Raw genomic sequence first — 12,065 nt, forward strand, 5'->3', positions numbered from 1 at the left:
CGAGGTGTATATAATATAATGTTTTTTGACGACTTTTCCAGTGCGTTTTTGTACTGTGTCGTTGTTTATGGTTAAGGCGGAGGGAGGGGAAACAAATGGCAGAAGTTCGTATACGTAAAAACGAGTCGTTAGACCAAGCGTTGCGCCGATTCAAACGTGACTGCTCCAAAGATGGCGTTCTTGCTGAGGTTAAAAAGCGCAGACACTATGAAAAGCCTAGTATCAAACGCAAGAAAAAGTCCGAGGCAGCTCGCAAGCGCAAGTTTTAGGAGGAATAAGTAATGAGACTCGTCGAACGTCTTACTGATGACATGAAGCAAGCGATGAAAAGCAAAGACAAGCTTAAACTTTCCGTTATCCGCATGGTGAAATCCGCGATTAAGAACGAGGAAATTAACCATGGCAAGGAGTTGTCTGACGATGAAGTTTTAACGGTCTTGACTCGCGAGCTCAAACAAAGACGCGATTCCCTCCAAGAATTCGAAAAAGCTGGTCGTGACGACCTTGCAGCAGCCTCACGTGATGAGATTGCTGTATTAATGGAATATATGCCTGAACAGCTTGGAGAAGAGGACATTCGTAAACTGGTCGCAGAAGCGATTGAGCAGACGAGTGCTTCTTCTAAGAAAGACATGGGTAAAGTGATGGGCGTTCTGATGCCGAAGGTTAAAGGACGCGCGGATGGTGCACTTGTCAATAAAGTCGTTCAGGAACTCTTACAGTAGGACGAACTGTTCAAAAAGCCTTCCCAATTTTGGGGAGGCTTTTTTAATATTGTCGAAGATTGCCGTAGAATGTCATTCTACTATCTATTATAATTGATAGGTAATAAAAAGGAATGTAAGGAGAGGGTTGCAGGAATATGATGGAAGCCCAACAAAAGGTATATAAGCAGAAAGAAGCTCCTTTGCTCCGTACGCAGAAAAAGCCGAAGCGAATCTTGCGTACCATTGCGGGTTTGTTTTTGCTGTTATTTTATTTTACCCTATCATCGTTTGCGCTTGTGCTATATGGTCCGTTTGAGAATATGCGCCGGACGGTTGTCGGTGCTGTATTAACAAGCCGCCATCCACAATACATCGAACCATTCTATTCAGCGGAGACGCTGAATAAATACCGTCCAATTTCGATGGAGACGATGAGTGAAGGAACGATGCATGCGGGGAACTTCTCGCAGGTTCACGATGCCGGGATTGATGTGATTCCGATCACGACAACGAAGTATTCCGGTTCTCTGCTGGTCATTAAGGACCCGAAGCGGTTGCATGTGGCTGTGACGAAAGATCTCGGCAATGTCGGTGAAACCGTAAGCGGTATGGTGAAGCGGGAGAATGCAATTGCCGGCATTAATGCGGGTGGATTTTATGATGTTAAAGGGAAAGGGACAGGTGGTATGCCGCTCGGTGTTACCTTATCACGCGGCAAATACATCGGCGGTTATCAGGGGATTGCGCAGCCTATGATCGGTCTGACTAAAGAAGGGGCGCTTGTGGTCGGCAAATACAAATACGAAGAGTTGCAGAAGCTTGGTGTACAGGATGCTGTATCATTCGGGCCGCAGCTTGTGCGTGACGGACAACCGTTCCTCAAAGAGGAAGATGATTCATGGGGCATTGCACCGCGCTCGGCGATTGGTCAGCGTGAGGATGGTGCGATTCTTCTACTGGCCCTCTCAGGACGAGGAAAGAACGGGATTGGTGCGAGCCTGCTTGATTGTGAAGAAGTGATGATTGAGAACGGTGCGACTGTTGCTGCTAATCTGGACGGTGGGTACAGTACGGAGTTGTATTATAAAAATGAATTTCTTGTTGAGCCATCCAATCCGCTTGGAGAACGTTATGTGGCTACTAGCTTTATTGTGGATGGGGTGGGGAAATAATGAAGCAGAAGAAAAAGTCGGGTTTCAAAAAATGGGGAATTGCTTTTGTTGTGCTGAGTGTGCTTCAGTTTGGATCGATGTATGGCATTGATCTCTTCTTAAAGCCGCCATCGCTTGAAGCTGCTATGAAAAAAGCGGGCGGTGCAGTAGCGGCTACGGCTACACCTGTTGAAAGTCGGGTTAGTGTCCCGGGGACTGCTGTGCTTTCGGCGTTGACAGAAGATCAGCGGCATGTCGCTTACACGACAGCGGATAATCGCCTGCAGATTGAAGATAAAACGGGGATTATTTTCGATCAGGATGTCGGGGATGTCACATTTATGAAGTGGCTCGAACCGTCTGATACGTTGATTTATTTTGTCAAAGGAAAATCGACGCTGACTGGCTACCTCATACGAGCAGGTGCTAACAGTGAGATGAAGCCGGTAGAGGTACACCAATGGTCTTCGAAACAACGGGAAGTAGAAGCTGTGTACTTCTCGCCGTATCTTGAGTTCGTCTATATCGAGATGAACAATGGTAGTTATGACGAAGTGTATAAATATAAGGCGAGCACAGGAATTCATCGTCTCTCACTTGGGAATGTTGTGATTGATCACATTGATTACAATCCAACAGAGGATAAGCTCGTGATGACGACAGATACAGGGAAGGTATGGACGTATGAGGGCGACCGCCTGCGTCGTCCGGATGGTTCGAAGGTGATCGAAAAAGACCAGCAGCCAGCCACCGTGGAACAGAAGAAGTCGTCGTCTCAACCGGATGAACCGAGGAAAACAAGAGCGAAGAAATCGGATAATGCGAAGAATGAGAACACAAAGTCGAATGAGATGAATGTGAAGTCGGTAACTGAAGCACAAAAATCTGACAAATTAAATAAATCAGATAAATCAAAAACAGAAGGACAGCCGCCGCAGGAGCCATCCGTGAATGGGACGGACAATCTTGCACCTGTCGGACCAAATGATGTAAAGAGCGAGGCGAAATAAGCCTCGCTCTTTTTTTTAGCTGTGTTTCCTCTCATATTTTTCCGGGCTCGCTCATAACGTGAAGAGTAAGAACGAACGACGTTCCTCTTCTGGACGTGAAGAGAGGGGGCCTGGTGCGTGAAAAAATGGAGCGAAAAATGGCGACGGTTTGCAACCGGCGTACTGGATATGCCGAGTGATCTTATGATGGAAATGCCGCGCATTACAATGATCGGACAGTTGCAGATGTATATTGAGAATCACCGCGGAGTCCTTTGGTTCAGCAATCAGGAACTCCGTTTGCTTTTGACAAAAGGACAATTGCTTATTCGCGGAGAGAATCTTGTGATCCGCGCCATTTTGCCAGAGGAAGTGCTTGTCGAAGGAGTCGTCAGCCAGGTGCTGTTTATAGACGAATAAGGGGCGGGAGGGAGACAGACCGATGAAAAACGGAGTCAACTGGTTTCAGGGTTATCTCGTGCTTCGTGTGCGTGGTCGACGCCTGGAACGTTTTTTGAACCGGGTCGTTGGAGATGGGATACATGTATGGGACATTCACCGTACAAGCGAGGAAGCTTATATGAGTATACCGCTGGACAGCTTCTTTGCCCTTCGCCCGTTTCTTAGGGAGACAGGCTGCCGGGTGCATGTTGTGCGTCGTGTTGGTCTGCCATTCGTGCTGCGCAAACTGCGTACCCGGTTTATGTTTGGGACAGGTATCGTTTTGTTTATTCTTGGTGTGTACATGCTCTCCCAGATTGTTTGGCGTGTTGAAGTAGTGGGGAATGAGCGCATTCCTGCGTTTCAAATTCAGGAAATGGCAGCTCGGGCCGGAGTGAAGCCCGGTGTATTCACATTCCAGATTCCGGAACCGAAAGAGATGCAGCGTCGCCTGTTGCTGGATATGCCGAATGCTTCCTGGATCGGGTTTGAGATGAAGGGGACGACCGCAATTATTCGCGTCGTGGAGAAGGTGCTGCCCACGCCGCGCGACACGACTGCGCCTCGCCATATTATCGCCACCAAAAAAGCGATTGTCCATTCGATCTTCGCAGAGTCGGGCCGTCCGCTTGTACGCCCCCAGAGCTGGGTAAACAAAGGAGACATTCTTATCTCTGGTGCCTTAGGCAATGAGGAGCAGATGCAGCTTGTGGCAGCCAAAGGAATCGTGGAGGGCGAGACATGGTATGAATCGGAAGTGACTGTGCCGATCAAGCAGAAGCGTCCGGTTTTGACAGGAGAGGCTTATACAAGACGCTATCTTATGTTTGGAACATATGAAGTGAAGATTCAGGGGTTCGGTGCTCCGGAGTATAAGCAGTCTGTCCGAAGTGAAGATACGGATTGGATTTCTACGGGAGAGCGGGTTTTCCCACTCGGAATGAAAACAGAAGTTGTGCGGCAAAATGAAAGTATTACCATCACCTTAACCGAAAAAGAAGCGATAGAAATCGGCAAGAAATACGCCCGAGAAAATCTGGTGAAACGCCTGAAAAAAGGCGGATATATCAAAACGGAAAAAGTTTTGCACGAAAACCAAGAGAATGGTAAAGTTTATATGAAGCTTCATTTTGTTGTAGTAGAAGATATTGCAGCCGAACAACCGATTACAGAGCAGCCTATTACGAGCGAAGGGGACTGAGGTCTTTTGCATTCAGAAGAGACAAGCAAAACGATACGCCTAGAAAGTGCGGAAGAAGCAAGCCTGTTATTCGGGCCGCACGACTCACATCTGAAAGAAATCGAAAATGCAACGGATGCTCGCATTTTCGCGCGTAGTGAAGAGATTACGATTACCGGATCTGCTGACGAAGTGGAACGCAGCGTGAAGCTGTTCGGTGTGCTAGCCGGACTTTTGCGGCGCGGAAGCAAACTGTCGCTTCAGGATGTGATGTATGCGATTCAGCTTTCCAAAGAAGATGCACTGGAAGAACTTATTGAATTGTATGATCAGCCGATTGCAATGTCGCTTAAGGGCAAGCCCATTCGCGTTAAAACACTCGGACAGCGCTATTATGTGACATCAATTAAGAAAAACGATGTCGTCTTCGGGATTGGGCCAGCTGGTACAGGGAAGACATATCTGGCAGTAGTGATGGCTGTTACAGCACTGAAAGCGAATAAAGTGAAACGTATTGTATTGACACGTCCAGCTGTAGAAGCTGGAGAGAATCTTGGATTTTTGCCAGGTGATCTCCAGGAGAAGGTTGATCCGTACTTGCGTCCGCTGTATGATGCGCTCGAAGATCTTTTGAGTGCGGAGCAGGTGACGAAGTACAGAGAGCGCGGCATTATTGAAGTGGCTCCGCTTGCTTATATGCGTGGCCGGACGCTTGATGACTCTTTCATTATTCTCGATGAAGCGCAAAATACAACACCGGAACAGATGAAAATGTTTCTAACCCGCCTTGGCTTTGGTTCGAAAATGGTTATTACTGGAGACGTTACACAGGTCGATCTGCCACGCGGCAAGAAGTCAGGCCTACAGGAAGCGGCCCGTATTCTGGAAGGGCTGAATGGGATGTCCTTCGTTTACTTAACCGGGCTGGATGTTGTTCGTCATCCGCTCGTACAAAAAATTATTACAGCGTATGAGCAGGAGAGCGAAGCATCCCGCTAAAAGGGGTGGTACGAGATGAAAGCAAGATTGCGGCAGTTGTTCCGCGCTGTTCCGGATACATGGAAGACAAGTGCTACGATTCGCCGCCTGCTATTTATAGTGCTTGGTTTGTTGATTTATTTGCCAATCATGAGTGACGTTTTGCCAAAAACGTTCGACTTGAACGTGAATATGGTCAGCAGTGTTACCTTAACGGCCCCTGTTACGGTCGAGGATGGAGAGGCGACAGAGCAGGCGCGTATGAAAGCGGTACGGGAGGTACAGCCTGTTTATGCGCGGAATGATGAAATTACGGGTCATCAGCTAAAGCTGGTGTCTTTCGTTTTCAAAAAGGTTGCAGAATTGCAGGGGCAGACTGATACAACTCCAGAGGCAAAGCTGAAGGATCTGAAAGAAAGCAGTCCGTTTGCTCTGCCAGGAGATGCGATGTCAGTTCTTCTTGCGATGTCAGCTCCCTCTCTTAATGCGGCAGCACAGGAGACTGCTAAGGTGGTAACAGCTGTCATGCAGAAGGGGATTGATTCAAACATAGCGCGTGAAGAAGTACAGCAGCGGGTTAATCAGCAGCTTGTGCTGGCGGATTTAGACAGTCGGACGCGTAAAGTCGTACGGGAAGTCACGATCGCAAGCGTTGCCCCCAATGTAATGATTGATGAAGATGCAACGAATACGCTGAAAGAAACAGTACGCCGATCGGTCAAGCCTACCATGATCTACAAGGGGGAAGTGCTTGTCGAGAAAGGGCAATATATTTCCGAACAGGTGTATCACAAGCTGAATGCAGCGGGTCTGCTGGAAAAAAACGCAAGCAAGCTCCCGTTTCTTGGACTGGCGCTGTGCACCGGTTTTTTTGTTGTGTTCCTCGAGTTTTATTTATCACAGGCGCATCGGGAAATATATAGGGACAATACAAAAATTTTGCTTCTCGGCTCGATTATTTTCCTGACCATTATGGTGATGAAGATGACAAGTCTAGGCAAAGGAATTGATTTCTTCTTGCCAGGGTATTGCGTGCCGGTGGCGCTCGGTTCGATGCTGATTGCGATTTTATTGGATACGCAGCTAGCTGTTGTATGCAGTGTGCTGTTTGCGTTTGTATCTGGCATTGTGTTTAACTATGAAAGCCTGCTCCCCATTGATTTTCGTTATGTGTTGTACGGATTTTCCAGTGGAGTTGCCGGTGCTTATTCACTTGGCAAGGCAACCAAACGCACTCGTATTCTACAGGCGGGCTCCCTTGTGGCGGTTGTCAATGTACTGGCCATCGTGGCGTTGTACTTACTTTTATCCTCTTCAGCAGGCTGGCGTGATCTATTGATGCAATCAGTGTTTGGCATAGTAAGTGGGATGCTCGCGGCTGTGTTAACGATTGGCTTTCTGCCGTTTTTTGAAGGGATATTCGGGATTTTGTCTCCGATGCGTCTGATTGAATTGTCGAATCCGAATCAGCCATTGATGCGCCGCCTGCTAATGGAGACACCGGGAACGTATCATCATAGCATGATGGTGGCGAATCTGTCGGAAGCAGCGTGTGAGGCCGTAGGGGCGGATGGATTGCTTGCCCGTGTTGGAGCGTATTATCATGATGTTGGGAAAATGAAGCGACCACATTTCTTTGTGGAGAATCAGATGAATCGTGAGAATCCGCATGATACCTTAGCACCGGGACTGAGCAAGCGTATCATTCTTGCGCATGTGGAAGACGGGGTGAAAATGCTTGGGGAGCATAACATCCCGAAGCAGATTGTAGATTTTGCCCAACAACATCACGGCACGACACTGCTGAAGTTTTTTTATCATAAAGTATCCAAGCTCTCTGAAACACCGGTTCCCGAAGCGGAGTATCGGTATCCGGGACCGAAAGCACAGACGCGCGAGACGGCGATTGTCGGCATTTGTGATAGTGCAGAAGCAGCTGTGCGTTCGCTTGCCAATCCTACGCCAGAGCGTATTGAGCAACTCGTCCGACGCATTATTTCGGATCGGCTTGAAGACGGTCAATTTAACGAGTGTGATCTGACGATGCAAGAACTTGAGACGGTAACCAAATCAATTTGTGAAACACTTCAGGGCTTTTTCCATAATCGGATTGAATATCCGGATGATAAACAGGTGGCGGTGAAACAGGCATGAAAATCGATGTAGAATTCATTCAGGAATATGAACCAGACGTGTCGGACGAGCTTCTTGCAACACTTGCAAGGGTTCTTGAAGCAGCGGCTGAACTGGAAGAAGTAGATGGGGAAGTGACGGTTACATTTGTGGATAATGAAAGCATCCATGAGCTGAACCGGGATTATCGGGGGATTGATCGTCCGACTGATGTGCTTTCCTTCGCCATGAATGAAGAGGGCGAGGATGAGATGGAGATCATCCTCGATGAAGAGATGGATGAGCTGCCGAATATGCTTGGTGACATTGTAATTTCGATTCCGAAGGCATATGAGCAGGCAGACGAATACGGCCATTCTTTTGAGCGCGAGATGGGCTTTTTGGTCGCGCACGGTTTTCTACATTTGCTCGGCTATGACCATGAGACTGAGGAAGAAGAGAAAGAAATGTTTGCCCGCCAGGATGAGATTTTGAGCCGGGTGCGCCTTGTGCGTGAATAGGACGAACTGATGATGAGAGAGTGGCAGCGATTCGTACAGAGTTTTGGGTATGCCATCGCAGGACTCGTCTATACAGTAAAGACTCAGCGAAACATGCAGATCCATGTAGCCGCAGCTTTGGCTGTGCTCGTGCTCGGATGGTGGCTCGCCATTCCAAAGCGGGATGTTTTGCTGGTCTTTTTTTGTATATTCTTAGTGCTTGCGTTTGAGACGATGAATACGGCTGTTGAGAGGTGTGTGGACTTGACGGTGGGAGACCGCAGGCATCCGCTGGCACGCATTGCCAAGGATACTGCTGCGGGTGCCGTTCTGCTGACTGCAATTCTGGCAGTGATTGTCGGTCTATCTGTATTCACCGAACCGCTCTGGTACTGGCTTACAACCGGACAGCGGACGTATAATATGAAATAGGGACGAGGAGGCATACTACATTGAATAACCATACACTGCTGCAGGAGGCGATTGAGGCACGTGAGAAAGCATATACGCCGTATTCCCGGTTTAAAGTCGGCGCGGCCGTTCTCACCGAAGACGGAGAGTTGTTTCATGGCTGTAACATTGAGAACGCTGCCTATCCACTGTGCAACTGTGCGGAGCGGACGGCGCTGTTTGCAGCCTATGCTGTAGGAAAATGTAAAATCAAGAAGCTGGCACTTGTCGCCGATACGACAGAGCCGATTACACCGTGCGGCGCATGTCGCCAGGTAATTGCCGAGCTTTGTCCGTCAGATATGCCGGTTGTCATGGGCAATCTGCTGGGCAAAATTCGTATTATGACAGCGTCTGAGCTATTGCCAGGCGCATTTTCGCAGGAGGACTTAAAACATAATGAATAACGATACATATAAATCAGGGTTTGTGGCGATTATCGGTCGCCCTAACGTTGGCAAATCTACACTGATGAATCACATCGTTGGACAGAAAGTAGCGATTATGTCTGATAAGCCGCAGACGACACGGAACAAGATTCGTGCGGTGTATACGTCAGAAGAAGGGCAGATTGTGTTTCTGGATACACCGGGCGTACATAAGCCGAAGTCTAAACTCGGTGATTATATGAACAAGATGGTAGAGACTGCGCTTCGCGAAGTGGATGTGATTTTGTTCCTGGTGGATGCCTCGGAGAAGCTTGGACCTGGTGATGAATTTATCATTGAGAAACTGAAGCAAGTAAAAACACCTGTCTATCTTGTCATTAACAAAATCGATAAAGTACACCCGGAAGAACTGCTACCGTTTATTGACCGCTACAAAGACCTGTATGATTTTGCACAGATTATCCCGGTATCGGCGCTTGCAGGTAGCAACGTTACCCGTCTGATGGAGACGCTTGTGGATGAAATGCCAGAAGGACCACAGTATTACCCGGAGGATCAGATTACGGATCACCCGGAGCGGTTTGTAGTAGCCGAGCTGATTCGTGAGAAAGTGCTGCACCTGACACGTGAGGAAATCCCGCATTCGATTGCAGTTGTTATCGACCAGATGAAGCCGCGTGATGAGCACAAAACATTGATTGATATTTATGCAACCATTTACACGGAGCGCTCGACACAAAAAGGCATTCTCGTTGGTAAGCAGGGTGCGATGATGAAAGAGATCGGTCGCTTAGCACGTGAAGATATTGAACGTCTTCTCGGTACAAAGGTGTACTTGAATCTGTGGATCAAAGTGAAGAAGGACTGGCGCAATCAGGAGAATTTATTCCGTAACTTCGGATTTTACGGGGATGAGGAGTAAAGCATTCTGGTAAAAGTTCCAATGGATAACGTATCTTATCCGGGGTCATGCTAATGGTAAGTTGTCGCTCATGCTCTATCTCTTCCGAAAGGATGGATACAAATGACGAGAGATTTTTACTGGAGTTATTTCACCCGTACAGGCAATATCGATGCGTATATGTTGTATGCAGAAGAGATGGGCGCTGTGGGTGAGATGCAGCATACCGATTCTTTTGAAGATGCTGGCATGGAGGACGCTTTGCGCTTGCCATAAAAAAATGACGGCCCGGGCAGAGGAGAGTAGCATATGATTGGAAAAGCGGAAGGCATTGTAGTCCGCACAACCGATTATGGGGAAGCGAATAAAATCCTAACGGTTTATACGCGCGAAGCCGGAAAGATCAGCCTCATGGCCCGTGGTGCCAAAAAAACGAAAAGTCGTTTTACAGCCGTATCGCAACCTTTTACGTACGGCTATTTTCTTTATCATGCCAGCTCAGGAATGGGCTCCCTTCAGCAGGGGGAGTTAATTAGCTCATTTCGGACAATTCGTGAGGATTTGGAGAAGACAGCATACGCTGTTTATCTCATGGAACTGCTTGATCGATTGACGGAAGATAAAGAGGCAAATGGTTATTTGTTTGATATGCTACTGCATGCACTTAAGTGGATAGAAGAAGGAAAAGACCCGGACATTATCGCCAGGCTGTTCGAAATGAAAATGCTGTATGTAGCTGGATGCCACCCGCAACTTGATGCCTGTGTATCGTGCGGGGTGCATGATGCGCCGTTTTACTTTAGTGTTGTAGAAAATGGCTTGATTTGTCCGGCATGCACAAGGGATGATCGCTCGCTTATGGCAGTTGGCCCTGGCACGGTCAAGCTTTTGCGCATGTTTCAGCATATCCATATGCCACAGCTTGGGAACATCAACGTAAAGCCAGAGACAAAACAGCAGTTGCGTTACATTATGTACGCACTGCTAGAAGACTGTACAGGACTGTATCTAAAATCTCGGCGTTTTCTTGATCAGCTCGAAAATCTTGGTTTTACCACGCCACCGGAGCGTTCCGGGGACAAGAGTTGACAACGGGCGGTACAATCCTTTATAGTATGTTACAAATTCAAGTATGTGCAATGACGGAGAAGAGTACTCAGGTTAGGTGCCCACATGTAAGCGAGTCGGGGATAGTGGAAGCCCGGCGGTAGCCTCTGACGAATGGCACTCCCGAGCACTTAGAACGTATGAGCGGACAGGTATATGCCTGTCAAATAGGGTGGAACCGCGGGATCAACTCCCGTCCCTATGTGCAGAGCTTCTGCATATAGAGACGGGAGTTTTTTGCGTTCCCTCGCTACAATATCGGACAAGGAAAGAAGGTAGAAACATGAACTTCCAGGATATTATCCTAACCCTGCAGAATTTCTGGGCAAAGCAGAACTGTCTTATTGTCCAGCCGTATGACACTGAGAAAGGTGCGGGTACGATGAACCCGATGACATTTCTCCGCTCTATCGGCCCTGAGCCGTGGAATGTCGCATACGTAGAACCATCCCGCCGTCCGGCAGACGGACGCTACGGAGAAAACCCGAACCGTCTGTATCAACATCACCAGTTCCAGGTCATTATGAAGCCGTCTCCGGACAACATTCAGGAGCTGTATCTTGAGAGCCTTGAGAAGCTTGGGATTAATCCGCTCGATCACGACATTCGTTTTGTCGAGGACAACTGGGAATCGCCAACACTTGGTGCCTGGGGACTTGGCTGGGAAGTATGGCTTGATGGCATGGAAGTTACACAGTTTACCTACTTCCAGCAGGTGGGTGGCATTGACTGTAACCCGGTTGCGGTTGAGATCACATACGGCCTGGAGCGTCTTGCATCGTACATTCAGGAAAAAGAGAACGTATTCGATCTGGAATGGGTCGCAGGCGTTACATATGGTGACGTGTTCAAGCAGCCGGAATACGAGCATTCCAAATATACATTTGAACTATCCGATGCTAAAATGCTGTTTGATTTGTTTAGCACATACGAAGCAGAAGCGAAACGTTGCATGGAGCAGAAACTTGTGTTCCCGGCGTATGATTATGTATTGAAATGCTCCCATACGTTTAACCTGCTTGACGCACGCGGTGCGATCAGCGTAACAGAGCGGACGGGCTACATCGGACGCGTGCGCAATCTGGCGCGTGAAGTGGCACACACATACTACCAGGTGCGGGAAGACCTCGGTTTCCCGATGCTGAAAAAGGGGGAATAAT

Annotated in this window: 15 protein-coding genes; all 15 read left to right on the forward strand. The window is 48.2% G+C overall.

Annotated elements, in window-relative coordinates; all coding sequences use genetic code 11:
* Positions 1-95 precede the first annotated feature (95 nt).
* The 15 genes from rpsU (at position 96) to glyQ (ending at position 12,064) form a co-directional block, all read left to right on the forward strand.
* Positions 96-269, forward strand: a complete 174-nt coding sequence (gene rpsU, locus CB4_RS07060; RefSeq protein WP_096464439.1) for a 30S ribosomal protein S21 — start codon at positions 96-98, stop codon at positions 267-269.
* Between the two features lie 12 nt (positions 270-281).
* Positions 282-725, forward strand: coding sequence for a GatB/YqeY domain-containing protein (locus tag CB4_RS07065; protein WP_096464441.1), 444 nt, complete (start codon positions 282-284; stop codon positions 723-725).
* 137 nt (positions 726-862) lie between these two features.
* Entirely contained in the window at positions 863-1,879 is a 1,017-nt protein-coding gene (locus CB4_RS07070; protein ID WP_096464443.1) for a phosphodiester glycosidase family protein, read from the forward strand.
* A complete protein-coding gene (locus tag CB4_RS07075; protein ID WP_096464445.1) occupies positions 1,879-2,868 on the forward strand; it encodes a hypothetical protein in 990 nt (329 codons plus the stop codon). Before CB4_RS07070 ends, CB4_RS07075 begins: the two co-directional genes overlap by 1 nt.
* Positions 2,869-2,985: 117 nt before the next feature.
* A complete protein-coding gene (gene yqfC, locus CB4_RS07080; protein WP_096464447.1) occupies positions 2,986-3,267 on the forward strand; it encodes a sporulation protein YqfC in 282 nt (93 codons plus the stop codon).
* A 22-nt stretch (positions 3,268-3,289) separates the two neighbouring features.
* A complete protein-coding gene (gene yqfD / locus CB4_RS07085) occupies positions 3,290-4,489 on the forward strand; it encodes a sporulation protein YqfD (protein WP_096464449.1) in 1,200 nt (399 codons plus the stop codon).
* Between the two features lie 6 nt (positions 4,490-4,495).
* On the forward strand, positions 4,496-5,467 hold the full coding sequence (locus CB4_RS07090; RefSeq protein ID WP_096464451.1) for a PhoH family protein: 972 nt from the start codon (positions 4,496-4,498) through the stop codon (positions 5,465-5,467).
* Between the two features lie 15 nt (positions 5,468-5,482).
* The gene (locus CB4_RS07095) at positions 5,483-7,600 is read left to right on the forward strand and encodes an HD family phosphohydrolase (RefSeq protein ID WP_096464453.1); all 2,118 of its coding nucleotides are present in this window, start codon (positions 5,483-5,485) and stop codon (positions 7,598-7,600) included.
* On the forward strand, positions 7,597-8,079 hold the full coding sequence (gene ybeY / locus CB4_RS07100) for an rRNA maturation RNase YbeY (RefSeq protein ID WP_096464455.1): 483 nt from the start codon (positions 7,597-7,599) through the stop codon (positions 8,077-8,079). Before CB4_RS07095 ends, ybeY begins: the two co-directional genes overlap by 4 nt.
* Positions 8,080-8,088: 9 nt before the next feature.
* On the forward strand, positions 8,089-8,490 hold the full coding sequence (locus CB4_RS07105; RefSeq protein ID WP_309146618.1) for a diacylglycerol kinase family protein: 402 nt from the start codon (positions 8,089-8,091) through the stop codon (positions 8,488-8,490).
* A gap of 20 nt (positions 8,491-8,510) precedes the next feature.
* On the forward strand, positions 8,511-8,915 hold the full coding sequence (locus tag CB4_RS07110) for a cytidine deaminase (protein WP_096464459.1): 405 nt from the start codon (positions 8,511-8,513) through the stop codon (positions 8,913-8,915).
* Positions 8,908-9,819: a GTPase Era gene (era, locus tag CB4_RS07115; protein ID WP_096464461.1), complete on the forward strand. Its 912-nt coding sequence runs from the start codon at positions 8,908-8,910 to the stop codon at positions 9,817-9,819. Before CB4_RS07110 ends, era begins: the two co-directional genes overlap by 8 nt.
* A 102-nt stretch (positions 9,820-9,921) precedes the next feature.
* A complete protein-coding gene (locus CB4_RS07120) occupies positions 9,922-10,074 on the forward strand; it encodes a YqzL family protein (protein WP_096464463.1) in 153 nt (50 codons plus the stop codon).
* Between the two features lie 33 nt (positions 10,075-10,107).
* Positions 10,108-10,887, forward strand: coding sequence for a DNA repair protein RecO (gene recO / locus CB4_RS07125; RefSeq protein ID WP_096464465.1), 780 nt, complete (start codon positions 10,108-10,110; stop codon positions 10,885-10,887).
* 301 nt (positions 10,888-11,188) lie between these two features.
* On the forward strand, positions 11,189-12,064 hold the full coding sequence (gene glyQ, locus CB4_RS07130) for a glycine--tRNA ligase subunit alpha (protein ID WP_096464467.1): 876 nt from the start codon (positions 11,189-11,191) through the stop codon (positions 12,062-12,064).
* Position 12,065 lies beyond the last annotated feature (1 nt).

The organism is Aneurinibacillus soli (assembly GCF_002355375.1).
Taxonomy (GTDB): Bacteria; Bacillota; Bacilli; order Aneurinibacillales; family Aneurinibacillaceae; genus Aneurinibacillus; species Aneurinibacillus soli.